General features: G+C 71.8%; 20 protein-coding genes. 15 read left to right on the top strand and 5 right to left on the bottom strand.

Annotated elements, in window-relative coordinates; translation table 11 throughout:
• Positions 1–7: 7 nt before the first annotated feature.
• Together ACWGQ1_RS11605 and ACWGQ1_RS11600 are read right to left on the bottom strand one after the other, a co-directional pair.
• The gene (locus ACWGQ1_RS11605; RefSeq protein ID WP_247638022.1) at positions 8–1,342 is read right to left on the bottom strand and encodes a GAF domain-containing protein; all 1,335 of its coding nucleotides are present in this window, start codon (positions 1,340–1,342) and stop codon (positions 8–10) included.
• 111 nt (positions 1,343–1,453) lie between these two features.
• Positions 1,454–2,020: a TetR/AcrR family transcriptional regulator gene (locus tag ACWGQ1_RS11600; protein ID WP_136033830.1), complete on the bottom strand. Its 567-nt coding sequence runs from the start codon at positions 2,018–2,020 to the stop codon at positions 1,454–1,456.
• 70 nt (positions 2,021–2,090) lie between these two features.
• Between ACWGQ1_RS11600 and ACWGQ1_RS11595 the strand changes: the two genes are divergently transcribed.
• The 5 genes from ACWGQ1_RS11595 to treZ all read left to right on the top strand — a co-directional run bounded on the left by ACWGQ1_RS11595 (position 2,091) and on the right by treZ (position 9,351).
• A complete protein-coding gene (locus ACWGQ1_RS11595; protein ID WP_452313011.1) occupies positions 2,091–2,660 on the top strand; it encodes a dihydrofolate reductase family protein in 570 nt (189 codons plus the stop codon).
• 119 nt (positions 2,661–2,779) lie between these two features.
• The gene (locus tag ACWGQ1_RS11590; RefSeq protein WP_136033824.1) at positions 2,780–3,067 is read left to right on the top strand and encodes a hypothetical protein; all 288 of its coding nucleotides are present in this window, start codon (positions 2,780–2,782) and stop codon (positions 3,065–3,067) included.
• On the top strand, positions 3,064–5,241 hold the full coding sequence (gene glgX / locus ACWGQ1_RS11585; protein ID WP_452313010.1) for a glycogen debranching protein GlgX: 2,178 nt from the start codon (positions 3,064–3,066) through the stop codon (positions 5,239–5,241). Before ACWGQ1_RS11590 ends, glgX begins: the two co-directional genes overlap by 4 nt.
• Positions 5,238–7,586, top strand: coding sequence for a malto-oligosyltrehalose synthase (gene treY / locus ACWGQ1_RS11580; protein ID WP_452313009.1), 2,349 nt, complete (start codon positions 5,238–5,240; stop codon positions 7,584–7,586). The genes glgX and treY overlap by 4 nt, the downstream gene beginning before the upstream one ends.
• Before the next feature lie 16 nt (positions 7,587–7,602).
• A complete protein-coding gene (gene treZ, locus ACWGQ1_RS11575; protein ID WP_452313008.1) occupies positions 7,603–9,351 on the top strand; it encodes a malto-oligosyltrehalose trehalohydrolase in 1,749 nt (582 codons plus the stop codon).
• Between the two features lie 22 nt (positions 9,352–9,373).
• Here the strand turns inward: treZ and ACWGQ1_RS11570 are convergent, their stop codons facing one another.
• Positions 9,374–10,801 carry a CCA tRNA nucleotidyltransferase gene (locus tag ACWGQ1_RS11570; RefSeq protein WP_452313007.1) on the bottom strand — a complete coding sequence of 476 codons (1,428 nt, stop codon included), beginning with the start codon at positions 10,799–10,801 and terminating at the stop codon, positions 9,374–9,376.
• A 131-nt stretch (positions 10,802–10,932) separates the two neighbouring features.
• Here ACWGQ1_RS11570 and ACWGQ1_RS11565 point away from each other — a divergent pair, with 131 nt between their 5' ends.
• The 10 genes from ACWGQ1_RS11565 (at position 10,933) to ACWGQ1_RS11520 (ending at position 23,183) form a co-directional block, all read left to right on the top strand.
• Positions 10,933–13,506: a fibronectin type III domain-containing protein gene (locus ACWGQ1_RS11565; protein WP_452313006.1), complete on the top strand. Its 2,574-nt coding sequence runs from the start codon at positions 10,933–10,935 to the stop codon at positions 13,504–13,506.
• A 107-nt stretch (positions 13,507–13,613) separates the two neighbouring features.
• Complete coding sequence (locus ACWGQ1_RS11560) at positions 13,614–14,639, top strand: Lrp/AsnC family transcriptional regulator (protein WP_136045693.1); 1,026 nt, start codon at positions 13,614–13,616, stop codon at positions 14,637–14,639.
• A 115-nt stretch (positions 14,640–14,754) separates the two neighbouring features.
• A complete protein-coding gene (locus ACWGQ1_RS11555; protein WP_452313005.1) occupies positions 14,755–16,245 on the top strand; it encodes an aldehyde dehydrogenase family protein in 1,491 nt (496 codons plus the stop codon).
• Positions 16,242–17,000, top strand: coding sequence for a gamma-glutamyl-gamma-aminobutyrate hydrolase family protein (locus tag ACWGQ1_RS11550; RefSeq protein WP_452313004.1), 759 nt, complete (start codon positions 16,242–16,244; stop codon positions 16,998–17,000). Before ACWGQ1_RS11555 ends, ACWGQ1_RS11550 begins: the two co-directional genes overlap by 4 nt.
• Positions 16,997–17,464, top strand: a complete 468-nt coding sequence (locus tag ACWGQ1_RS11545) for a DUF3830 family protein (protein WP_136033794.1) — start codon at positions 16,997–16,999, stop codon at positions 17,462–17,464. Before ACWGQ1_RS11550 ends, ACWGQ1_RS11545 begins: the two co-directional genes overlap by 4 nt.
• Positions 17,465–17,510: 46 nt before the next feature.
• On the top strand, positions 17,511–18,596 hold the full coding sequence (locus ACWGQ1_RS11540; RefSeq protein ID WP_136045691.1) for an ABC transporter substrate-binding protein: 1,086 nt from the start codon (positions 17,511–17,513) through the stop codon (positions 18,594–18,596).
• Entirely contained in the window at positions 18,593–19,420 is an 828-nt protein-coding gene (locus ACWGQ1_RS11535) for an ABC transporter permease (RefSeq protein ID WP_136037433.1), read from the top strand. Before ACWGQ1_RS11540 ends, ACWGQ1_RS11535 begins: the two co-directional genes overlap by 4 nt.
• Positions 19,421–19,422: 2 nt before the next feature.
• Positions 19,423–20,223, top strand: coding sequence for an ABC transporter permease (locus ACWGQ1_RS11530; RefSeq protein WP_206252167.1), 801 nt, complete (start codon positions 19,423–19,425; stop codon positions 20,221–20,223).
• Entirely contained in the window at positions 20,223–21,266 is a 1,044-nt protein-coding gene (locus ACWGQ1_RS11525; RefSeq protein WP_136045690.1) for an ABC transporter ATP-binding protein, read from the top strand. Before ACWGQ1_RS11530 ends, ACWGQ1_RS11525 begins: the two co-directional genes overlap by 1 nt.
• 147 nt (positions 21,267–21,413) lie before the next feature.
• Positions 21,414–23,183: an alkaline phosphatase family protein gene (locus tag ACWGQ1_RS11520; protein WP_452313003.1), complete on the top strand. Its 1,770-nt coding sequence runs from the start codon at positions 21,414–21,416 to the stop codon at positions 23,181–23,183.
• Between the two features lie 32 nt (positions 23,184–23,215).
• On the opposite strand, the gene ACWGQ1_RS11515 is transcribed toward ACWGQ1_RS11520, so the two are convergent.
• Both ACWGQ1_RS11515 and ACWGQ1_RS11510 read right to left on the bottom strand, forming a co-directional pair.
• Positions 23,216–24,274 (bottom strand): LLM class flavin-dependent oxidoreductase, encoded by a 1,059-nt coding sequence (locus tag ACWGQ1_RS11515; protein WP_452313002.1) that lies wholly within the window; start codon positions 24,272–24,274, stop codon positions 23,216–23,218.
• 28 nt (positions 24,275–24,302) lie between these two features.
• Complete coding sequence (locus ACWGQ1_RS11510; protein WP_452313001.1) at positions 24,303–25,811, bottom strand: DUF7059 domain-containing protein; 1,509 nt, start codon at positions 25,809–25,811, stop codon at positions 24,303–24,305.
• Positions 25,812–25,872 lie beyond the last annotated feature (61 nt).

The following is a 25,872-nucleotide window of genomic DNA, read 5'->3' as shown; positions in this document are numbered from 1 at the left end:
CCGGACGCTACGCGGGGCCACCGACAGCGCGTTCGATGCGGGTGACCAGGCCCGCCCGCCGCGGCGAGCGCGCGGGCAGCATCTCCAGCGCGAGCCGCAGCACCTCCGCGTCTTCCCGCCCCTCGGGGATGTCCGCGTACGCGAGCAGCACGTCGAGACTCGCCTCCGACAGCATCGCCTCCCGGAGCGCCGCGCGCACGGTGTCGCGGAACTCCTCCACGCCCGGTGAGGTCGACTCGGGCAGCACGGCGCCGCGGTAGGCGGTGAGCGCGACGCGGTGGGCGCCGCGGTCGAGCAGCGACAGCACGTCGTGGGCGTCGGTCTCGAGCGGCACGGGCAGCCGGTACGGGCGGGACTCGGGCACCAGGTCGGGAGCCGCGCGCTCCAGCACCTTCCGCAGCCGCACCATCTCCGGGCGCAGGGTGTCGGGCGACACGTCGGGCCCGTACACCAGCTCGCACAGCCGTTCGGCGGAGAGCCCCTGCCGGTGCACCGCGAGCATCAGGAGGATGGCGGCGTGCCGCGCGCTCAGCTCGATCACCGCCTCCTCGTGCGCGGACTCCGTCTCCAGCCGCGCGCGGTCGCGGCCGAGCACGTGCAGCCGCGCGCGGGCGGTCGCCGTCGCTCGGGGCTTCGGGGAGGGACGGCCGCGCGGGGATTCGGCGCGCCGCCGCAGCCGGGCCACCATCAGCTCGGACTCGACGGCACGGGCGGTCGCGTCAACGAGCAGCCGGGCCTGCGGGGTGACGACCTCGGCGCCGCCGGTGATGTCGATCACGCCGAGCACCCGCTGGGTCTCCGGGTCGCGCACGGGCGCCGCGCTGCACGACCACGGGTGCACGAGCCGGTTGTAGTGCTCGGCGCCGCGGATCTGCACCGACTGCCCGAGGGCGAGCGCGGTGCCCGGTGCGCTGGTGCCCACGGCGGCCTCCGACCAGTTCGCCCCCGCCACGAAGCCCATGCCGTCGGTGAGCGAGCGCAGCTGCGCGTCGCCCTCGATCCACAGCAGCCGCCCGGCCTGGTCGCCGACGGCGATCACGACCCCGGAGTCCTCCGAGGAGCCCGGCAGCAGCAGGGCACGGATCAGGTCCATCGCGGAGGCGAGCGGATGCGCGAGGCGGTACTCCTCCAGCTCCTCGGCGTGCAGGTCGAGCGGCGGAAGCCCTTCCGGTCCGACGCGACCCCGCCATGACCGCTCCCACGACTCCCGGACGAGCGGGCGCACCTCCTGCAGGCGGCGGTCGTCGAGGTTCCCGGCGATCAGCTCCTCGTGCGCACGCTCGACGAGCAGGCGCGGGGCCTCGGGGAGAGACCCGTGGGTTCCCTGCCACGGTGCAGACACGCGATCTCCTTCGTCGAGAACGGGCGTGCCCTCAGTGTAGGAGCGTTGGACCTCCGGCGGAATATCGCCTCGCGCCCCCGCGGGACTCCTCCCGGGCAGGGGCTCGAAGGCTCAGCGGAGCAGGCCCGCGACCAGGGCGTCGATCACGGCATCGGTCGAGGTGTCGGGGTCGATCGGGGTGGTGAGGCGGTCGAGCAGGAGGCCGTCGATCGCGTAGTGGAACAGGGCGATCTCCGCGCGTCCGCCGGGCAGGCCCGCCGCGGTGTTGAAGGCCACGTCGGCGTCGAAGCCCGCGCGCTGCCACGCGCCGAGCACGGCCGCGAGCTCGGGGCGCCGGGCGCTCTCCAGGCGCAGCTCGAACAGGGCGAGCGTCACGTCGCGGTCGCCGGTGAGCCGACGCACGATGTCGCGCACGTAGTCGGCGAACAGCGCGGGGCCGGGGGTGCCGGCGGCGCGGCGCTCCAGATCCTCGGGGGTCGGAGCGAGCCGTTCCCCGATGCGGTCGACGAGTCCTTCGATCAGGGCCTCGCGGCTGCGGAAGTAGTTCGACGTGGTCCCCGTGGGCACCTGCGCCTCGACGTCGACGGCCCGGTGGGTGAGTCCGCGCGAGCCCTCGCGGGCCAGCACCGTCAGCCCGGCGTCGGCGATCACGCGGCGACGCGACTCGTTCTTGACCATGCCTCGACCCTAGCGCAATCACTACGTTTGTTGTAGTCTCAACCGCGACAGATGTAGTGATTGGAGAATCATGCGAGAACTCGTGTATTACGTGGCCGTCACGCTCGACGGCTTCATCGCCGGACCGGGCGGAGAGTTCGACGCCTTCCTCGTCGAGGGCGACCACATGGACGGCATCAACGCCCGGTTCGCCGACACGATCCCCACCGTCGCCGCCGAGGCGCTGGGCATCGAGCAGCGTAACGACGTGTTCGACACCGTGCTGATGGGCTGGAACACCTATCAGGTGGGCGGCCTGCCGAGCCCGTACCGGCACCTGCGCCAGATCGTGTTCAGCCGCGCGCACACGGCCGAGGCCGAGAACCTGGAGGTGACGGCGGAAGACCCCGTCGAGGTCGTTCGCCGGCTCAAGCAGGAGGACGGCGGTGCGATCTGGCTGTGCGGAGGCGGCGCCCTCGCGGCCACCCTCGCCGACGAGATCGACCGGCTCGTGCTCAAACGCCAGCCGCTCCTCTTCGGCTCGGGCATCCCCCTCTTCGGCGAGCGCCCGTATCGCCCCGAGCGGTTCGACGCCGTGGAGACGACCGCGTACGAGTCCGGCGTCGTGTTCTCGGAATTCGAGAGGCGCCGCGAGAACTGAGCGCCCGGCGGCCCGGAGGGCGGGTCCCATACCCCCTCCCGGCCGCCCTGGCAATGGCGTTCTCCGAATCCGTCCCGCTTCCTATCGTGAGGTCACACCCACGAGTCAGGAGAGACGCCATGAACGTCGAGACCCCCATCCCCACTGGCTCCCCGCAGCGCACGCAGACGCCTCCGTCCGCCGGTGCCGCTGAGCAGTCCTGCGAGCGGATCGACTTCGACAGATATGTCGTCGACCCCGCCTCGCCCGTGGGTTACATTGACGTCGTGCCGCCCCTCTACGTCTGCTACCTCGGTCACCCCTATGCGCGCGCCGTCGAGGTCGCGCAGGTCTACGAGTTCGACCACGCCGTCGGCATCGTGAGTGCCATGGCCGCCGGTTCGCGCCACCACGCCCTCGCCGGATGAGCCGCGAGATCTGGCCGGGCGAGGCCTACCCGCTGGGCGCGACGTTCGACGGGCAGGGCACCAACTTCGCCCTCTTCAGCGAGGGCGCGGAGAGCGTGGAGCTCTGCCTGTTCGACGACGACGGCACCGAGACCCGGGTGCCGCTCACCGAGGTCGACGCGTACGTGTGGCACGGCTACCTGCCCACCGTGCAGCCGGGGCAGCTGTACGGGTATCGCGTGCACGGCCCGCACGACCCCGCGCAGGGCCGGCGCTTCAACCCGAACAAGCTGCTGCTCGACCCCTACGCCAAGGCCGTCGCCGGCGACATCGACTGGGGGCAGTCGCTGTTCGGCTACGACTTCGGCGACCCCGACTCCCGCAACGACGACGACTCCGCCGCCGCGATGGTCAAGGGCGTCGTGATCAACCCGTTCTTCGAGTGGGCGGGCGACCGTCGCCTCAAGACCCCGTACGCCGAGACCGTGATCTACGAGGCGCACGTGAAGGGCCTCACCCAGCGTCACCCCGAGATCCCGGAGGAGCTGCGCGGCACCTACGCCGGCATCGCCCACCCCGCCGTCGTCGAGCACCTGCAGCGCCTCGGCGTCACCGCGCTGGAGCTCATGCCCGTGCACCAGTTCGTCAACGACTCGGTGCTGCAGGACAAGGGTCTGTCGAACTACTGGGGCTACAACACCCTCGGGTTCTTCGCCCCGCACAACGCCTATTCGGCGACCGGTCAGCACGGCCAGCAGGTGCAGGAGTTCCGCGCCATGGTGCGCACCCTCCACGAGGCCGGCATCGAGGTCATCCTCGACGTGGTCTACAACCACACCGCCGAGGGCAACCACCTCGGGCCCACCCTCTCGATGCGCGGGATCGACAACGAGGCGTACTACCGCCTGGAAGAGGACCGCCGCTACTACACCGACTACACCGGCACCGGGAACAGCCTCAACGCCGGCAACCCGCACGCCCTGCAGCTGCTCATGGACTCGCTGCGCTACTGGGTCACGGAGATGCACGTCGACGGGTTCCGCTTCGACCTCGCCTCCACGCTCGCCCGCGAGTTCTACGACGTCGACCGCCTCGCCGCGTTCTTCGAGCTCGTGCAGCAGGACCCGGTGGTGTCGCAGGTCAAGCTGATCGCCGAGCCGTGGGACGTGGGGCCGGGCGGCTATCAGGTGGGCAACTTCCCGCCGCAGTGGTCGGAGTGGAACGGCAAGTACCGCGACACCGTGCGCGACTTCTGGCGCGGCGAACCGCAGGCGCTGGGCGAGTTCGCGGCCCGCCTCACCGGCTCGGCCGACCTGTACGAGCACTCCGGACGGCGGCCAGTCGCATCGATCAACTTCGTCACCGCGCACGACGGCTTCACGCTGCGCGACCTCGTGTCGTACAACGACAAGCACAACGAGGACAACGGCGAGGACAACAACGACGGCGAATCGCACAACCGCTCCGACAACAACGGCGTCGAGGGTCCGACCGACGACGTCGAGGTGAACCGGCGGCGAGCGCGCCAGCAGCGCAACTTCCTCGCCACGCTGCTGCTGTCGCAGGGCGTGCCGATGATCTCGCACGGCGACGAGCTGGGGCGCACACAGCACGGCAACAACAACGGCTACGCGCAGGACAACGAGCTCACCTGGATCGACTGGGACGCCGCCGACCTGCCGCTCGTGGAGTTCACCGCCGCGGTCGCACGACTCCGGCGCGAGCACCCGACCTTCCGCCGCAGCCGCTTCTTCGACGGGCGACCGGCGAGCGCGGACGACGGCAAGCGGATCCCGGATGTCGTCTGGCTGCGGCCCGATGGCGGCCCGATGGCACCGGAGGACTGGGACTCGGGCTTCGGACGCTCGGTAGGGATGTTCCTCAACGGCCGCGGCATCCGCGAGAACGACCGCCGCGGCCGCCCGGTGGAGGACGTGAACTTCCTGGTGTACTTCAACAGCGGAGACGAACCCGTCGAGCTGGTGCTGCCCGACGAACGCCACGGCCGCGAGTGGTCGGTGGCCGTCGACACCGCCGGCGACATCGACGACACCCGTCCGCTCGATGCCCGCGCCACGATCCCGCTGGAGGGCAAGGCCATGATCGTGCTGCGCGAGATCGACGGCGAACCCCTCGCGACCGACGACTCCGTGGACGCCTCGCTCCGCTCGCAGAGCGAGCAGGCCGACGCATGACCCGACGGCCACTGTCGACGTACCGCCTGCAGATCAGCCGGGACCTCCCGCTCGACGCGGCGGCCGAGCTCGCGCCGTACCTCGCCGACCTCGGGGCCTCGTGGGTGTACGTCTCGCCGCTGCTCGCGGCCGTGCACGGCTCCACCCACGGGTACGACGTGGTCGACCACACCCGCGTGGACGCGGACCGCGGCGGCGAGGCCGGTCTCGAGCGCTTCGCCGCGGCCGCGCACGACGCGGGGCTGGGCGTGCTGGTCGACATCGTGCCCAACCACGTGGGCGTCGCGGTGCCGCGACAGAACCCGTGGTGGTGGGAGGTCCTGCGGCTCGGGCGGCAGACCAGGCGCGCGGCGGCCTTCGACATCGACTGGGCGGCCGGCGGCGGACGGATCCTGCTGCCGCTGCTCGGCTCCGCGCCCGACGAGGCCCGCGCGAACGGCGAGCTCGTGGTCGACGCGACCCCGGCCGCCGACGCCCCCGACGGCGTGCTGCGCTACTTCGAGCACGAGCTGCCCCTCGCCCCCGGCACCGCCGCGCTCGCGGACGACCTGCCGCGACTGCTCGCCGCCCAGCACTACGAGCTGCGGTACTGGGAGGACCAGAACACCGACCTCACCTACCGGCGCTTCTTCGCGGTGTCCGAGCTCGCCGGGGTGCGCGTGGAGATGCCGGACGTGTTCGCCGACTCGCACCGCGAGATCCTGCACTGGCTGCGCGAGGGCCTCGCGGACGGGCTCCGCGTCGACCACCCGGACGGCCTGGTCGACCCGGGCGGCTACCTGGAGCAGCTGGCCGACGCGACCGGTCGCGCGTACACCCTCGTGGAGAAGATCCTAGAGCCGGGCGAGGCGCTGCCGGCCTGGTGGCGCACGGACGGCACCACGGGATACGACGCGCTGGCCGAGCTGGACCGGCTGTTCGTCGACCGCGACGGCGTGGCCGCACTCGACCGCCTGGACGCACGACTGCGCGCCGAGACGGGGCTTCCGCCCGCGCCGGCGTGGCCCGACCTGATCCACGACACGAAGCGGATGATCGCGGACACCCTGCTGGTCGCGGAGGTGCGGCGCCTCGTGCGCACCCTGCCGCGCGGCATCGTGCACGCCGACGACGCCCTCGCCGAGCTGGTCGCGTGCTTCCCGGTGTACCGCGCCTATCTGCCCGAGGGCAGCGAGCACCTGCGCGCGGCGTTCGCGGAGGCGCGGCGGCGGCGCCCCGACCTCGACGCGGCGTTCACCGAACTCGAACCCCTGCTGAGGGACACGTCGCTGGAGGTCGCGCAGCGGTTCCCCCAGGTGACCGGCGCTGTCATGGCGAAGGGCGTGGAGGACACCGCGTTCTACCGGTACACGCGGCTGGGCACGCTCACGGAGGTCGGGGCCGACCCGTCGATCCCCGCGGTCACGGTCGAGGAGTTCCACGAGGCGCAGCGGGCACGGCTCGCCGCCTGGCCGTACTCGATGACCACGCTCTCCACGCACGACACCAAGCGCTCGGAAGACGTCCGGGCGCGGCTAGCGGTGCTGTCCGAGATCCCGGAGCGATGGGCCGAGGTGCTGAAGGAGCTGCGCGCCGTGGCGACCACGGGCCACGGTCCGCTCGACGCCCTGCTGTGGCAGGCCGCGGTCGGCGCGTGGCCGATCCCGTCCGAGCGCCTGCTGGCGTACGCCACCAAGGCCGCGCGCGAGGCGGCGGAGCGCACCACCTGGCAGCGCCCCGACGCCGCGTTCGAGGAGGGTCTCGCGGCCGTCGCCCAGGCCGTCGAGGGCGACGCCGCCCCGATCCTCGACCGCTTCGTCGCGGAGATCGCGGGCCACGGCCGCTCGAACTCGCTCGCCGCCAAGCTGCTGCAGCTCACCGGCCCCGGCGTGCCCGACGTGTATCAGGGCTCCGAGCTGTGGGACCTGTCGCTGGTCGACCCCGACAACCGTCGTCCGGTCGACTTCGCGCTGCGGGCGCGGATGCTGAGGGAGCTGGATGCCGAGGTCGCCCGCGGCATCCTCCCGCCGATCGACGACTCCGGCGCCGCGAAGCTCCTGGTCACCTCCCGGGCGCTGCGCCTGCGCCGCGACAACCCGGAGCTGTTCCGCTTCTACCGCCCGGCCGTGGTGGAGGGGGCGGCCGCCGAGCATGCCGTCGCGGTGCACCGCGGCGGGGCGACCGCGATCGCGACGCGGTTGCCCGTGGGCCTCGCGCGGCGCGGCGGCTGGGGCGACACCGTGATGATGCGGCCGGACATCCCCGGGACCGACCTGCTGACCGGGCGCCGCATCGCCCCGGGGCCCGTGCGGCTGGCCGAGCTGCTGGACACGTATCCCGTGGCGCTCATCGAGCTCGCGCGGTGAGGGGGACACGGTCGTGATGGAGGTGTGGGCTCCGCGGGCACGGCGGATGCGGCTGCGGCGGCTCGCGGCCGACGGCACCGCGACCGACACGGAGCTCACGGCTGCGGCCGACGGCTGGTGGCGGGGCGACGGCATCCTGGCGGACGGGGAGCGCTACGGCTTCCTGATCGACGACGACGAGCACCTGCGCCCCGACCCCCGGTCGCGGCGGCAGCCGGACGGCGTGCACGAGGCCTCGGCCGCGTTCGACCCCGCCGCGTTCGCGTGGACCGACAGCGACTGGACCGGAAGGCAGCTCGCAGGCGGGCTGATCTACGAGCTGCACCTGGGCACGTTCACACCCGAGGGCACGCTCGACGCGGCGGTCGCCCGGCTGGACCATCTGGTCGAGCTCGGCGTGACCCACGTCGAGCTGCTGCCCGTGAACGCCGTCAACGGGCGGTGGAACTGGGGCTACGACGGCGTGCTCTGGTTCGCGGTGCACGAGGAGTACGGCGGCCCGGCGGCGTATCAGCGCTTCGTGGACGCCGCGCACGCCCGGGGCCTCGCCGTGGTGCAGGACGTCGTGTACAACCACCTCGGCCCGAGCGGCAACTACCTGCCCCTGTTCGGTCCGTACCTGCGCGAGGGCGACAGCACCACGTGGGGCGACTCGGTCGACCTCGACGAGCCGGCCGTGCGGGCGTACATCATCGACAACGCCCTGATGTGGCTGCGCGACTTCCACGTCGACGGCCTGCGGCTCGACGCCGTGCACGCCCTGCACGACACCCGGCCCGTGCATCTGCTGCGCGAGCTGTCGGAGCGGGTCGACGCGCTGTCGGCGCAGCAGAACCGTCCGCTCACGCTGATCGCCGAGTCCGACCTCAACGACCCGATGCTGATCCTGCCGCGCGAGGCCGGAGGGTACGGGCTCACCGCGCAGTGGTCGGACGACTGGCACCACGCGGTGCACGTCGCGCTCACCGGCGAGACCACGGGCTACTACGAGGACTTCGCATCGCCGGAGGCCGTGGCGAAGGTCACCGACCGGGGCTTCTTCCACGACGGCACGTTCTCCACGTTCCGCGACCGCCCGCACGGAGCGCCGATCCCGCCCGAGGTCCCGTCGTGGCGGCTGGTGACCTTCGCGCAGGATCACGACCAGGTCGGGAACAGGGCGGCGGGCGACCGGCTCTCCGCCACGCTCTCGCCCGATCGCCTCGCGGTCGCCGCGGTGCTCACGCTCACGGCCCCGGGCACGCCCATGCTGTTCATGGGCGAGGAGTGGGGGGCGACCACGCCCTGGCAGTTCTTCACGTCGCACCCGGAGCCGGAGCTGGGCCGCGCGGTCGCCGAGGGCCGCACGGCCGAGTTCGCACGCATGGGGTGGGATCCGGCGGCGGTGCCCGACCCGCAGGACCCCGACACCTTCGCCCGCTCGCACCTGGACTGGGCGGAGGTCGAGCGACCGGAGCACGCGCGACTGCTGCGCCTGTACCGCGACCTCGCGCGACTGCGCCGGGAGCGGCCGGAGCTGACGGAGCCCGACACGACGCACGCGAGGGTCGAGGTGCGCGCCACCGACGGCCGCCCGGAGCATCGCGTGTACCGCATCGACCGGGGGGCGCTGTCGGTGCTGGTGAACCTCTCCCCCGCCCGGGCGGTCTTCGCGGTCGCGGACGAGGCGGTGGAGCTCGTGTCGACCGGAGCCCACACGCGCGCGGACGGCCTGCTCACGCTGCCGCCGGACAGTGCCGCAGTCGTGGGTCCGCCGCTGCACTGAGCCCCGCACGGGGAGGGGGCGGTCAGCCGCGGGCGGCCCACCATTCGCGCAGGCGCTGCTCGGCGACCTCCGGCCCGAGCACGCCCTCGTCGAGGCGCAGGTCGAGCAGGAACTTGTACGCCTCGCCCACCTCGCGGCCCGGGCGGATGCCCAGCACCTGCTGGATGCGGTTGCCGTCGAGCTCCGGGCGGATCGCGTCGAGCTCCTCCTGCTCGCGCAGCGCCGAGATGCGCGACTCGATGTCGTCGTAGGCCGCGGAGAGCCGGGCGGCCTTGCGCTTGTTGCGCGTGGTCACGTCGGCCCTGGTGAGGATGTGGAGGCGCTCCAGCAGGTCGCCCGCGTCGCGCACGTACCGGCGCACGGCCGCGTCCGTCCAGGTGCCCTCCGCGTAGCCGAAGAACCGCAGGTGCAGCTCGATCAGGGCGGCGACGGCGTCGGTCGTGGCGGTGTCGAAGCGCAGGGCCTGCAGGCGCTTGCGGGCCATGCGCGCGCCGACCACGTCGTGGTGGTGGAAGGTCACGGCCCCGCCCGGTTCGAGCTTGCGGGTGCGCGGCTTGCCGATGTCGTGCAGGAGGGCGGCGATGCGCAGCGGCACGTCGGGCGCGGCGCCGGGGTGCCGGGTGTGCTCCAGCGCGATCGCCTGGCGCAGCACCGTGAGCGAGTGCTCGTACACGTCCTTGTGGTGGTGGTGCTCGTCGACCTCGAGGCGCAGCTCGCTGACCTCGGGCAGGAACTCCTCGATGAGGCCGGTGTCGACCAGCACGCGGATGCCGCGCACCGGGTCGTCGGTCTGCATCAGCCGCACGAGCTCGGACTGGATGCGCTCGGGGCTGACGATCGCCAGGGTCTCGCGGAGCTCGGTGATCGCGGCGGCGGTGTCGTCGTCGACGCGGAAGCCGAGCTGGGCGCTGAAGCGGGCGGCCCGCAGCATGCGCAACGGGTCGTCGCCGAACGACACCCGCGGGTCGGCGGGCGTGCGGAGGACCCCGGCCACCAGATCCTCCACGCCTCCGGTCGGGTCGATCAGCTTCACCGCCGGCACCTGGAGGGCCATCGCGTTCACGGTGAAGTCGCGCCGCACGAGGTCGCCGTCGATCGTGTCGCCGAACTCGACCGTGGGCTTGCGGGTGACCCCGTCGTAGCTGTCGGCGCGGTACGTCGTGATCTCGACCTGCTCGCCCCGCACGCGCGCGCCGATCGTTCCGAACGCGCGACCGATGTCCCAGTGCGCCGAGGCCACGGGCTTCACGATCGCGAGGATCTGGTCGGGCGAGGCGTTCGTGGTGAAGTCGAGGTCGTGCGTCTCCCGGCCGAGCAGGGCGTCGCGCACCGGTCCGCCCACGACGGCGAGCTCGAACCCTGCCTCGGCGAACGCCTGCGCGAGGGTGCGGACGACGGGATTCTCGGCGAGCGCGCCGAGACGGGCGAGGCCGTCGGCCATGTTGAGCATGGGTTCCAGCGTACCGGGGCGCCCGCGTTCACCTCCCCGTCGTCTCGGCGTCAGGTGACGGTCATCCGGCTTCGATGGGCTGGACGGGCCCCGTGCGGCTGAGCACGGAACCCCACCCACGAAGGACTGACATGACCTCCCCCACCCCTGCGGTGCGGTGGCGGCGTCGCGGACTCACGTCCGTCGCGCTGCTCGCCGTGCTCGGCGGCGCCGTCGTCGCTCCCGCGGCCCTCGCCGCACCCGACCCCGAGGTGCCCACCGGCTCGCTCATCACCGGCGACACCGCCTGGCACTATCTCGACGACGGCACCGACCCGTCGCCCGCCCCGGCCGCCCTGCGCGACTGGACCCTGCCCGCCTTCGACGACAGCGCCTGGAAGACCGCTCCGGGCAGCTTCGGCGCGAAGAACGGCAAGCTCGGCGCTGTCGGGCCGCAGACACCGAAGACGCTCCTGAACCACTACCTCGACGGGGTGAAGGCGCCCACCGTCCCGACGTACTTCTTCCGCACCACGTTCGAGCTCGAGGCCGGCGTCGCCGAGCAGGTCGCAGCCCTGCAGAGCACCGTCACCTACGACGACGCGCTCGTCGTGTGGATCAACGGCACGGAGGTCGCGCGCTACGTCGACGGCCGCATCACCGACACCACCAACGTCGAGTACGCGGGCGACTCCAACGGCGACCCGCTCACCAGCACGTTCAGCGCCGAGGGCGCACTGCTGCACGACGGCACCAACACCATCGCGGTGTCGCTGTTCCAGGACCGCGCCACCAGCTCCGACATCTTCTTCGACATGTCGTCGCTCACGCTCGTGCCCGCGTCCGACCCCGGCACCCCGGTGATCGCCCCGCCCACGCGCGTGATCCTCACCCCGACCGAGCGGCCCGAGGTGTCGCAGTCGTTCTCGTGGCTCGCGGGCGACGCCTCGCACACGGTCGGACAGGTCGAGATCGGCGCGGCGGCCGGCGGTGAGACGCGCGTCGTCGACGCGTACGACGCGGGGGTCGTGAACGGCAACCCGAACAAGCACTTCTCGGCCACCGTGACCGGACTCGCCCCGGCCACGGAGTACCGCTACCGCGTGGGTCTCCCCGGCAGCTGGAGCGACTGGTTCACCTTCCGCACGGCCGACCCGAACGCCACCGACTTCCAGTTCCTGTACTACGGCGACGCCCAGATCGGTCTGGACACCACGTGGCCGAGCGTTGTGAAGCAGGCCGAGGCGAACGCACCGCGCTCCATCGGCTCCGTGCACGCGGGCGACCTGATCAACACGTCGAGCAACGAGAACGAGTGGCTCAACTGGTTCAAGGGCATGGAGGACTCGGCCGTCCGCACCAACGTGATGGCGGCCCCCGGCAACCACGAGTACTCCGGCGACAAGCTGCTCACGGCGTGGAAGGCCGCCTTCGAGTACCCGCACAACAACCCCTCGATGAGCTCGATCGGCGCCCTGGCCGACCTCGCGAAGGGCGACTCCCCCGTGGCGCAGCAGTACCGCGCGTTCTTCGAGCACTGGAGCGCGTTCGCCGCGGAGACCGCGTACTACACCGACTACCAGGGCGTGCGCTTCATCACGCTGAACGCGACGCGCGACACGACCTTCCTCACCCCGGCCGGCCTCCCGTCGTGCTCGGGCGCGGACTGCCCGTCGTCGCAGATCGGCACGCTGTGGACGCGGTTCCAGGCGGCGTGGCTCGACCTGCTGCTGCAGAACAGCCCCTCGAAGTGGAACGTCGTGACCTTCCACCAGCCGGTGTTCTCGGCATCGGCCGGCCGTGACGAGCCGGTGCTGCGTGCCGAGTGGCTGCCCGTGTTCCAGCGCAACGACATCGACCTGGTGCTGATGGGCCACGACCACACGTACGCCCGCGGCTACGTGAACACCGACGCGACCGACACCCCCGGCCTCACCACGGGACCCGTGTACGTGGTGTCGAACTCGGGCGCGAAGCACTACGACCTGGAGACGCCGGAGAAGAACGTCTGGACCAACAACGGCGCCACCCAGGTGCTGCGCGGGGAGGGCGTGACCACGTACCAGGTGATCGACGTGTCGAAGAACCAGCTCGTGTACCGGTCGTACCTGGCGGAGAAGACGGCGTCCGCGTCGACCGACCTGCCCGTGGGAGCCGTGTACGACACGTTCACGGTGACCAAGTCCGACGCGGGCGAGAAGTGGGTGACCGAGGCCGGGGTCACTCCCCCGGTGACCGAGGAGCCGGAGCCCGAGCAGCCCGCGTCCGTCGAGCTGGGCGCGACCACGGTCGCGGCGGGCGGCACGGTCACGGTCTCGGGCAGCGGCTTCGCGGCGGGTGCCGAGCTGCAGCTGGAGCTCCGCAGCGACCCGGTGTCGCTGGGCACGGTGACGGCCGCGGCCGACGGGTCGTTCTCCCGCACCGTCACGATCCCCGCGGCCACCCCGGCCGGTGCGCACACGCTCGCCGTGATCCTGCCGGACGGCACCGAGGTCACGGCCGCGCTCACCGTGACCGCGGCCGCGGGCGGCGGGGCGACCACTCCGGGCCAGGGCGGCTCGGGCGGCGCGAGCGACGGCGATCTCGCGACGACCGGTGCCGACAGCGTGCCGTACATCGTCGCCGCGGTCGTGCTGCTCGCCGCGGGCCTCGGCCTGTTCGCGCTGCGCCGCCGTCGTGCGTTGGCGACGGAGGCCTCGACGGTGGAGTCCGCCGAGGCGGAGTAGCCGCCCGCGTGACCGAGGGCGCCGCCGGGGCTTCTGCTCCGGCGGCGCCTTCGCGCGTCGTGGTCCTGGGATAACCTTCACGTGCCCGAACCCGCGAAGGAGAACCCGTGCCCGCGAACGATGTGATGGCCGACGAGACCGACCGGATCGTGGCCGCGGCCCTGCAGGTGAACGGGCGGGCGTCGTGGGGTGAGATCGCGCGCGCCATCGACCTGCCGGAGCGCACGGTCGCCCGCCGTGGACAGCGTCTGCTCGACCGCGGCCTCGTACGGGTCTCCACCTACGTCGACCCGGCGAGGGTGCTGCACGCCCGGGCCGTGCTGTTCCGCATCACGACCGAGCCGCACGCGCTGTGGCACGTCGCCCGCACGCTCGCGCGGCGCACCGACGCCTCCTCGGTGTCGGTCCTGGAGGGCAGCAGCGACATCGCGGGCATGCTGCTTCCCCACGACGACGCGTCGATCCGCGAGCTGCTGTTCACCGATTTCCCGGAGGTCGACGGCATCGCGTCGATCAACGTCACCACGGTGCTGAAGTTCTTCCGCTCGGGGCACGACTGGCGGGTGGGCGTGCTGACCGACGAGCAGGTGCGCATGCTCGACGAGTCGTCGGGCTCGGAGGTCGATCCGGCCGATGCGCTGAGCGCCGACGAGGAGGCGCTGATCCGGCTGCTGCTGAAGGACGGGCGGATGCCGGTGGCGCAGCTCGCCCGCGCCCTGGGCCTCAACGTGACCACGACCCGGCGCCGCATGGAGTCGCTGAACCGGCGCGGCCTGATGCATCCGCGCACCGAGATCGTGCCGAGCCTGTTCGGGCTGGGCCTGGAGGCGCTCGTGTGGCTGCGCGTGCCGATGGACCGGCTGGAGAAGGTGGGCACGGCTCTGGCCGCGGCTCCGGAGGTGAAGTTCATCGTGGCGACGACGGGCACCTCGCAGCTGCTCATGAACGTGCTGGTGACCGATGCCGACGCGTTCTACGACTTCCTCACGGGACCGGCGGTCGCGGGGCACGACGGGCTCGAGGTCGTGGAGTCGCTCGTCGTGATCACCCCGGTGCTTCGCGGCTCGCTGATCGTCGACGAGGCGCCCGAGGCGCTGGCGCAGGACATGCCGACGGGAGCCATCCGGCTATAGGCCGATTCTGTTACGGGAGTGTAAAGAAGTGGCGAGATCGTTCGCTATAGCTTGACCTAGTGGCGAAATAGGGCGAGTATCCTCTCCAGGGCCATCACCCCTGGAGAGGACGATCGTGTTCACGGCTACTGGAGACGACTGGGCGGACCGCGCGGCGACGCTCACCCTGCGCACCCGCATGTTCATCGACGGCGCGTGGGAGGACGGCACCGCCGAGCCGCTCGCCCCCGTCAGCCCGCGTGACGGTCGCGCCCTGCCGCCCATCGCCGCCGCCTCGGACGCCGACGTCGACCGCGCCGTCCGCTCGGCCCGCGCCGCGTTCGACTCCGGCGTCTGGTCGCGCATCGCCCCCCGCGAGCGCGGGCAGCGCCTGATCGCGTTCGCGCAGCTCATCCACGACAACGCCGAAGAGCTCGCCCTCACCATCTCGCTGGAGATGGGCAAGCCCGTGCGCGAGGCCCTGCAGACCGAGCTGCGCGCCGTGGTGAACTGCTTCCGCTGGTACGGCGAGGCCGTCGACAAGGTGCTCGACGAGCTGCCCGTCACCGCGCCGGGCAGCCTCGCCCTCGTCACCCGCGAACCCGCCGGTGTGGTCGCCGCCGTCGTACCGTGGAACTTCCCGCTCACGATGACCGCGTGGAAGCTCGCCCCCGCGCTCGCGGTCGGCAACAGCGTGGTGCTCAAGCCCGCCGAGCACACCACCTTCTCCGCGCTCCGCCTCGCCGAGCTCGCGCACGAGGCGGGCATCCCCGCCGGCGTGCTCAACGTCACCCCCGGTGCCGGGCACATCGCCGGCCGGGCCCTCGGCGAGCACCACGACGTCGACGTCGTCACCTTCACCGGCTCCCCCGAGGTCGGCCGCCGGTTCCTCGGCTACGCCGCCGCCTCCAACGGCAAGCGGGTGTGGCCCGAGCTGGGCGGCAAGACCGCGAGCCTCGTGCTCCCCGACGCCGACCTGGAGCGCGCCGTGCGGGCGACCGCCGACGGCTGCTTCTACAACCAGGGCCAGATGTGCACGGCCTCGTCGCGGCTGCTCGTGCCGCGGGCGCAGCGTGACCGCGCCCTGGAGATCGCCGCCGACGTGGCCCGCACCACGCTCCCGGCCGACCCGTTCGACGTGGGCACCTCGATGGGCGCGATCGTCAGCGAGAAGCAGCTCTCCGGCATCGCCGGCTTCGTGGAGCGGGCACAGGCCGAGGGCGGCGAGCTGGCGGCCGGCAGCCCCGAGCGCTTCGCCGCGGTCGACGGCGGCAGCTACTTCGCCCCCGTCGTGCTCGGGGTCACCCCGCAGCACGAGGTCGCACAGCGCGAGGTGTTCGGCCCGGTGCTCTCCGTCATCGCGTACGACGACGTGGAGGAGGCCCTGGCCATCGCGAACGGCACCGAGTACGGGCTCGCCGCCGCGCTGTGGAGCACCGACCTCAACGCCGTGCACACCCTCTCGCGGCGCCTGCGCGCCGGGGTCGTGTGGGTCAACTGCTTCGAGGAGGGCGACATGACCATCCCGTTCGGGGGCGTCAAGGCCTCCGGCTTCGGGCGCGACAAGAGCCTGCACGCGATGGAGAAGTTCACCGACCTCAAGACCACCTGGATCGAGCTGTCGTGACCCGCCCGCTCATCGGCATCACCACGTGGCGCCGCCTCATCGACACCGACCTCGGCACGGGTCGCCCGGCCCACACGCTCGGTGCCGAGTACGCCGCGCCGGTCGAGGCGGCCGGCGGCGCCGTCGTCCTGCTGCCGCCCACCGGCGGGGTGGACGAGGTGCTGGACCGTCTCGACGGGCTGGTGCTCTCCGGCGGGGAAGACGTGCACCCCTCCCGCTACGGCGCCGCCCCGCAGGACGGCAAGACGTACGACTCCGCCCGCGACGGCTACGAGATCGCCCTGGCCCTCGGCGCCCGCGACCGCGGCCTCCCCGTGCTCGCGATCTGCCGCGGCCTGCAGGTGAGCACCGTCGCCTTCGGCGGCTCGCTGATCGTCGACATCCCCGCCACCGAGCATCACCATCCGGTGCGCGGCGCCGACGAGCAGCTCTCGGCACGGCACCCCGTCGTGTTCGCCGAGGACAGCCGCCTCGCCGCCCTGTACGGCACGACCGAGCGGACCGTGAACACCATCCACCACCAGTCCGTCGATCGGTCCGCGCCCGGCCTGCGGCCCGTGGCCTGGGCGCCCGACGGCATCGTCGAGGCCGTCGAGACCGACGGCGACTGGCCCTTCTGGGCGGTGCAGTGGCACCCCGAGAAGATGATCGACCCCGATGAGGCCGCCGAGGAGCGCCCGCTGTTCGCGGCGTTCGTCGAGGCCGCCCGTGAACGAGCGGCGGAATCCTCCGCCGCGAAGAAAGGAACCCGATGACCAAGCAGATCTTCCTCGAGTACGAGAACGGCGTCCGCGCCGTCGCCACGCTGTTCGAGGACCTCGCCCCCCGCACGTGCGAGGCGATGTGGGGCGCGCTGGAGAAGCCGGTCACCATGCAGACCATGCACGCGATGTACGCCGGGCCCGAGGTCATGATGGGACTGCCCGAGGAGGCGCAGAACTTCGACCCGGAGGCCGTGCCCGCCGAGAACCAGCAGGTCGTGCCCGCACCCGGTGATCTGCAGTGGTACTGGCAGCGCCCGATGCAGATGGGCGGGCTGCCGTTCGAGTGGTATGAGATCGGCGTCTTCTACGATCGTGGTGCCCGTATTCTCGGCCCGCTCGGATGGACACCCGTCAACATCTGGGCCGGCATCACCGAAGGACTCGCGGAGTTCGCTCAGGAGAGCGCCGCGATCCGCATCGACGGAGCGAAGCAGCTCACCCTCGGACGCCTCTAGGCGTCACCCCTCCCCCCGTGCTGGACCCATCCCGAAGGAGCAGTGCATGAACACCCGCAGAATCCTCACCGCCGGAGCGCTCGTCGCCACCGGCGCCCTCGTCCTCGCCGGCTGTGCCGCCGGTGACGACGAGTCCTCCGCGTCCGGCGGCGAGAAGGAGTTCGCCGGCGAGACCCTGGTCGTCACGTCGTTCGGCGGCGACTGGGAGAAGGCCTTCATCGAGGCCGTCGTCGACCCGTTCGAGGAGGAGACGGGCGCGAAGGTCGAGCTGATCACCCTGTACAGCGCCGACGCGCTCGCGCAGGTCACCGCCCAGAAGGCGAGCCCGCAGATCGACGTCGTGCACTTCTCCGGCGGCCAGGAGTTCACCGCCGCCGAGCAGGGCCTCATCGCGCCGATCGCCGCCGACGACCTGTCGGAGTCCGGCGACCTGATCGACATCGCGACCGCCGGTCTCGAGCGCGGCGAGGGCCCCGTCATCCAGCTCGCCCCGATCGGCCTGGTCTACAACACCGAGGCGGACGCTCCGGCGCCCACCTCGTGGGAGGACCTGTTCGACGACGCGTACGCCGGTCACATCGCGCTGACCGACTTCTCGAACACGTACGGCGTGCTGTCGATGCTGCGGGTGGCCGACACCCTCGGCGGCGGCATCGACGACCCGTCCGAGGCGATCTCGGAGCTCGGGGCCCTGGCCTCGTCGGGCGACGCGATCGTGGTGCCGACCTCGCCCGACCTGCAGACCGCATTCGCCCAGCGCGACACCTGGCTCGCGCCGTACGCCATGGACTACGCGGGCACGCTGCAGGACGCGGGTCTCCCGGTGGAGTTCATCGTGCCCGAGGAGGGTGCGACGGCGTCGCTCATCACCGCGAACGTGGTCGAGGGTCGCGACAACCCCGACCTGGCGAAGCTGTTCATCGACTTCGAGCTGCGCCCGGAGGCGCAGGCCGTCTTCGCGGAGAACATGCGCTACTCCCCGGTCAACACCAAGGCCGAGCTGTCGGACGAGGCGGCCGAGTCCGTGCTGACCGGCGACGAGCTCGACGACGTCGTCGTCTACGCGCCCGGCGACATCGCCGCGTCGCGTCAGGCGTGGACCGATGAGTGGAATGCGCTGATCACCAAATGAGCGTCCGAACCCGTAGGGAGCCCTGGCTCCTGCTCCTGCCGGCGATCGTGCTGCTCGCGCTCGCCTTCCTCACCCCGGTGGCCGGCATGCTTCTCATGAGCGTGCAATCGCCGGCAGGCGGGTTCACCCTCGACAACTTCACCCGCTTGTTCGCGAGCGAATATCACCTCCAGGCGGCGCTGCGTTCGCTCCGCCTGGGGGTGATCCAGACGGTGATCACGCTGGTCATCGCCATCCCGCTGTCGTACATCATGGCCAGGGCCGGCTCGAAGGTGCGCTCGTTCCTGCTGATCGTGGTGATCCTGCCGCTGATGACCAGCGTCGTGGTGCGCACGTTCGGCTGGGTGGTGCTGATGGGTCCGTCGGGCCTGATGATGCAGATCCCCGGCGCGGAGCTCCTCGTCGGCGGCACCCAGGGCTTCCTCGGCACCGAGACGGGCGTGGTGATCGCGATGGTGCAGGTGCTCCTGCCGTTCGCGGTGCTCAGCATCCTCGGCGTGATCTCCGGCATCAGGCCGCAGCTGGAAGAGGCGTCGCGCACGCTCGGCGCCGGCTTCTGGCGCACGCTGCGCCACGTGGTGCTGCCGCTGTCGGTGCCGGGCATCGTCGCGGGCGCCTCGCTGGTGTTCGTGCTGTCGGTGAGCTCGTTCATCACCCCCCGCTTCATCGGCGGCTCGCAGATCCCCGTGTTCGCGCAGACCATCTACGTCGACGCGACCACCAACCTCGACTGGGCGTTCGCGGCGGCGCAGGCCGTGCTGCTGTTCGCGGGCGTCATGCTCGTGCTCGCGGCCACGTCCCGGCTCGGGAAGCAGAAGGTGTGACCATGGTCCGTTCCGTTCCGATCCTCGGCCGGATCCTCGCGATCCTCCTCGGCGTCGTCGTGACGCTGTACATGCTCGTGCCGCTGCTCGTCGTCGCCGGCGCCTCGGTGGGCGAGAACCGCTTCCTCACGTTCCCCGGTCAGGGCTTCACGCTCGACTGGTACGTGGAGGCGCTCACCTCCGACACCTACCTGGAGCCGTTCCGCCTGAGCCTCGTGGTGGGTGTGACGGTCGCGATCGTCGCCGCGGCGATCGGCACGGCGGCCGCGCTGGCGCTCACCCGCTTCCGCGTCCCCGGCGGGGCCGCGATCCAGGCGCTGCTGATGTCGCCGCTGACGATCCCCACGATCATCCTCGCCATCGGTGCGCTGTCGATCGCGTCCCTGACGATCGGCTCGCCGAACGTCGGCGTGCTGATCGCGATCCACGTGGTCATCGCCATCCCGTACGTGATGCGCACCGTGACCGGGGTGATGACGCGCGCCGACCACTTCACCGAGGAGGCCGCGCGCACCCTCGGCGCCAGCACCTGGAACCGTTACCGGCTCGTCGTGCTCCCCATCGCCCGCCCCGGCATCGCGGCCGGCGCGTTCTTCGCCTTCAACATCTCGTTCGACGATGCGGTCATAGCCCTCTTCCTGCGCACCCCGCAGCTGGAGACGCTGCCCATCGCCATCTACGGCCAGCTGGAGTTCAGCACGTCGCCCACCGTGGCGGCCGTCTCGACCCTCATGGTCCTGCTCACCGTCGTCCTCATGATCGTCCTCGAACGCATCATCGGCCTGGGAAGGTTGTTCGTCTGATGACAACGCTCACCATCACCTCACTCACCAAGGACTTCAAGGGGACGAAGGTGCTCAAGGGCATCGACCTCTCGATGCGGTCCGGCGAGTTCGTCTCGCTGCTCGGTCCGTCGGGCTGCGGCAAGACCACGCTGCTCCGCTGCATCGCCGGGCTCGAGTCGCCCAGCAGCGGCACGATCGAGATCGCGGGACAGGACGTCACGAAGCTGCCGCCCGAGAAGCGGCACCTCGGCATGATGTTCCAGAGCTATGCGCTGTTCCCGCACATGAGCGTGGTCGAGAACGTGCGCTTCGGGCTGCGGATGGCCGGCGACAAGCCCAAGGCCGAGCAGAAGGAGCTCGCGGTGCGGGCGCTGGAGCGCGTGCAGATGGGTCACCTCGCCGACCGCATGCCCGCCCAGCTGTCCGGCGGCCAGCAGCAGCGCGTGGCCCTCGCCCGAGCGATCGCGTTCGAGCCGCGGGTGCTGCTGCTCGACGAGCCCCTGTCGAACCTCGACGCGCGACTGCGGGAAGACATGCAGGTGGAGCTGAAGGAGCTGCACCGCACCCTCGGCCTCACCACGGTGTTCGTCACGCACGACCAGGAGGAGGCCATGAGCCTGTCCGACCGGATCGTGCTGATGAACGGCGGCGTGATCGAGCAGGAGGGTGCGCCCGCCGAGCTGTACGGCTCCCCGCGCACCCCGTTCGCGGCGGACTTCATCGGGGCGGCGAACCTGCTCCCCGCGACCCGCTCCGGTGTGACCGCGACGGTCGACGGCACGGGCGTGCAGGTGCCGCTGACCGGTGCGGGCGCCGACGGCTCGGGCGAGGTGGTGCTGCGTCAGGAGGACCTGCACCTGGCGCCGACGGTCGGCGCGGACGCCCCGGTGGCGGTCGAGGTCGTGGCGCACGTGTACCGCGGTGCCGACGTGGTCTACATCGTCGAGTTCGCCGGGAAGCGGCTGCGCGTCGTCCGCCCCCGCCACGAGCAGCCGATCCCCGAGGGCCCCGCCGGCCTCGGCTGGCGCGACGGCGCCGTGCTCTGGATCCCCGCCGCCTGACCCGCCCTCAACCATTCACAACTCCGGAGTTCTCGGGCGACACGTCGTCTCCTGCGCTGCGATCCGGCCATGGGGCTCGATTTCTCCGGAGTTGTGAACAGCGCCCAACCCCTGCGGAGCCGCCCCGCCCGGTCATAGGATCGGCGCATGGCCGACGAAGACTCCCCCTCCCCGTCTCCCGCCCCCCGCGACACGTCCCGCCGCGGGTTCTTCAAGGTGGGGGGTGCCGCACTCGCGGGGGCCGTCATCGGCGGGGCCGGAGGCGCGGCGATCGGCGCGTCCGTGGCGGGGAACAACCCGCGCGACGGCTTCGCGACCGGCGATGATCCGTTCGCCGCCCTCACGCCGCGGAAGGAGCCGGGCTTCGACCACGTGGTCGTGGTGATGGGCGAGAACCGCTCGTTCGACAACCTGCTCGGCTACCTCTACACGAAGGACACGCTGCCGAAGGGCGAGACGTTCGAGGGTCTCGCGTTCGGCTCGCACAGCAACACGGCCGCCGACGGCACCGTGGTCGATGCGCACGTCTACCAGGGCGACACCGACCGGATCATGAGCCTGCCCGACCCCGACCCGGGCGAGGAGTACCCGCACGTCAACACCCAGATCTTCGGCACGGTCGACCCGAAGACCAACGCCGACCTGTTCGTCGACCAGATGTCCGCGCCGTTCAACGCCCCGACGCACGGCGAGAAGGCGACGATGTCGGGCTTCCTCGAGGACTACATCATCAACTTCCGGCGGCTCCGCGGCGGCACGGAGCCGAGCGTCGACGAGGCCCGGCACATCATGGGCTCGTTCTCGCCCGAGATGCTGCCGGTGCTGTCGACCCTGGCGTCGGAGTTCGCCGTGTTCGACCACTGGTACGCGGCCGTCCCCTCGCAGACGTTCTGCAACCGCTCGTTCTTCCACGCGTCCACCTCGCACGGCTTCGTCACGAACCAGGCCGGCGGCGGCTACAGGAAGTGGATCGACGCCCCCGCGGCACCCACCGTGTTCAACCGGCTGGAAGACGCGAAGGTCAGCTGGAAAATCTACATCGACAAGCTGCAGCTCGTGTCGTTCACGGGCATGCTGCACGCCGCGGTGCTGGAGAAGTACTGGCGCACCGAGCACTTCGGCACGATGGAGGACTTCTACGCCGATGCGAAGAACGGCACCCTCCCCGCCTACGCGTTCATCGAGCCGCGGATGGTCTACGACCACAACGACTTCCACCCGCCGTTCGGGTCGCCGCGGGAGAGCGTGGTCGACGGCGAGCCGGTGTTCGACAGCGCCATCTCGGACGTGCGCGCCGGTGACCGCCTGATCCACGACATCTACGAGGCGGTGCGCACGAGTGCGACGCCCGACGGCTCGAACGCCGTGAACACCCTGCTGCTCATCACGTTCGACGAGCACGGCGGCTGCTACGACCACGTGCCGCCGCCCGCCGCCACGAAACCGACGCCCGACACGAAGGCCGGCGAGATGGGCTTCACGTTCGACCGTCTGGGCTGCCGGGTGCCCGCGATCGCGGTGTCGGCGTACACACGCCGCGGCACCATCATCCACGACGAGATGCACCACGGCTCGGTCACCGCGACGCTGTCGCGGTTGCACGGCCTGAAGCCGCTCAACGACCGCGACCAGTCGGCGAACACGCTCATGAACGTGGTGAACCTCGACAGGCCGCGGCATCCGGCCGACTGGCCCGTGACCACCCCGGCCTACACGCCGCCGAACCCCGAGGAGGGCACGCCGCAGCCGAACGAGGCGGACCACCTCAAGCCGCTGACCCCGCCGGCACGCGGGCTGCTCGGCCTGCTCATCGCGCGCTACGGCACGCCCGGCGAGCCCGAGCCGCAGACCTTCGCCGACGCGTACAAGCTCCTGCACGAGCACGGCGAGGAGCTGTTCGGCCCCGCGAAGGGCTGATCCGAGCCGCGGACGGCGCGGGGCGACCGGCGTCAGGCGACCGGGTCGCCCTGCACGGGTCCCTCGGTGTTCGGCTTCCACCCGAGCCCCGGGGCCACGTGCTCCGCGAACGCCTCCAGCACGTGCAGGTTGTACTCCGGGCCGAGCTGGTTGGGGATCGTGAGCATGAGGGTGTCCGCGGCCATCACGGCCTCGTCCGCGAGCAGCTGCTGGATGAGCACGTCGGGCTCGGCGGCGTAGGTCTTGCCGAACGTGGAGCGGAACCCGTCGATCACGCCGATCTGGTCGCCGTTCTCCTCGCTGCGCAGCCCGAAGTAGGCGCGGTCCATGTCGGAGATCAGCGGGAAGACGCTGCGGCTCACCGACACCCGCGGGGTCCCGGTGTGCCCGGCCTCCTTGTACGCGGCGCGGAACAGGTCGATCTGCTCGCGCTGCAGCTCGTGGAACGGCTGTCCCGTGGCCTCGGTCACGAGGGTGGAGCTCATCATGTTGAGGCCCTGGCGTCCGGTCTCCTCGGCCGTGGCGCGCGAGCCGGAGCCCCACCAGATGTGGTCGCGGAGGGTGGGCGACTGCGGCTCGATGGCCAGGTACTGCCCGGCACCCACCATGCGCGGGTCGCCCGGGGCGAGGCGCTCCCCGTCGATGGCGCGCAGGAAGATCTCGAACTTCTCGCGCGCCAGCACACTGCCGCGCTCCGGGTCCTCGGTGTCGCGGAAGCCGAACGTCTCGTAGCCGCGCAGCGCGGTCTCGGGTGAACCACGGCTCACGCCGAGGGCGATGCGGCCGTCGGCGATGAGGTCGAGCGCGGCGGCCTCCTCCGCGAACTGGAAGGGGTTCTCGTAGCGCATGTCGATCACGCCGGTGCCGACCTCGATGCGCTCGGTGCGCGCGGCCATGGCGGTCAGCAGCGGCATGGGGGAGGCGGCCTGGCGCGCCCAGTGGTGCACGCGCACGTACGCGCCGTTCACGCCCAGCTCGTCGGCCCCCTCCGCGATCTCGATCGTCTGCTTCAGCATGTCGCCCGCGGTGCGGGTCGCCGAGCCGGGCACGTCTGCGTAGTGCCCGAAGGAGAGGAATCCGAAAGCCTTCATGATGTATTCGAACGCATGGATGCCGCGTCTATTCCCCCGGTGTCAGGAAGCCGTCGCGCACGAGGGAGCGGATCTTCGGCTCCAGGTCGGCCCACAGGTCCGCCAGCGGCACGTCGAACAGGTCGGCCAGCGCGCCGACGATCTGCGCCACCGTGAGCTCCCCGTCGCACGCGCCGACGAACCCGGCGAGCGCGGAGTCCACCCCCACCGTGCGCGCGAAGCCACCGCCCTGCCGCAGCTCGATCACGCTGGGGTCGTCGTCGCCCGGCATGAGGTGTCTGGCCTCGGTCACGTCGGGCGCCACGAGCAGCGTCGACGGCAGCCCCGCCGCGAGCACGTCGTGCGCGGCGAGCCCCGCGGCGAGCGCCGCGCCCACGTTCGACACCGACTGTCCGAGCCGTTCCACCCGCCGCAGAGGCTCGCCGCCGCCGCGGCGCAGCAGCACGTACCCGAACCCGACCGCGGTCACGCCGCGGGCCGCGAAGTCGTCGAGCCACGCGGTGAGCAGCGGCACGAACGCGGCATCGCGGGGCGTGGTGCCTCCGTCGCGGATCCACAGTTCCGCGTACGCCAGGGGCGTCAACTCCTCGCGCTCGATCACCCACAGGTCGAGGTCGGCGGGCACCCACGCCTCGAGCCGCGCGAGCCCGGTGACGCCCTGCCGCGACTCCCAGTTGCCGAGCAGCTGCGCGATGCCCCCGCGGGTGAGGTGCGCCGGGGCCGCGCGCACGAACGTCTCCACCAGCGCGTCGCCGACGAGCCCGCCGTCGCGGTACTCGTACGCGGGCACGCCCTCGGTGCGCGGGGTGATCACGAACGGCGGGTTCGACACGATCAGGTCGAACGCCTCCCCCGCGACCGGGTCGAACATGCTGCCGTGGCGGAAGTCGATGTTCGTCACGCCGTTGAGCTGCGCGTTGAGCTCGGCGTAGGCGAGGGCGCGGCGGGAGATGTCGGTCGCGACCACCGTTCCCGCGCGCCGGGCGACCAGCAGCGCCTGGATGCCGCAGCCCGTGCCGAGGTCGAGCGCGCGCTCCACCTGCACCGGCACGACGGTCTCCGCGAGGGTGCGCGACGCCCCGCCCACGCCCAGCACGTGGTCGGCGGGCAAGGGGCCGTCCAGCGCCACCTCGTCGAGGTCGCTCGCGATCCACCACTCGCCCACCCCGTCGGCGTCGACGAACGACTGCGGGCGCAGCAGCGCGCACGGTGCGACCGTGTCGCGCTCGACGCGCGCGAGCCCCAGGGCCACGAGGCCGTCCACTCCGAGCGTCGGAAGGGCCGACGCGACGGCGGCCTCCGGCTGCGGGAGCCCGAGCACGAACAGGCGGCCGAGGGTCGCGAGCACACCGTCGTCGTCGGCGATCGCGCGGAGGATCGGCTCGCGCATGCCGCGGCCGAGCGCGTCGTCGGCCTCCGTGCCCCACAGCTGCCGGAGCGGGTCCGACCGCAGGTCGGCGGCGTCGAGATCGGCGGCGAGGCGGGCGCTGCGGACGGGGTCGGGGACGGGTGCGGGGGCGTCGGACACGGCCGTCACTCTACGCGTCTTCAGGGTTCTCCTCCCTCGCGCCTCCTAGAATCGCAGGGTCAGTACTCAC

The sequence above is a fragment of the Microbacterium sp. NPDC055599 genome, from assembly GCF_053618975.1.
The sequence above is the reverse complement of the archived record's forward strand: the minus strand, read 5'-3'. Positions and strand labels throughout refer to the sequence as shown.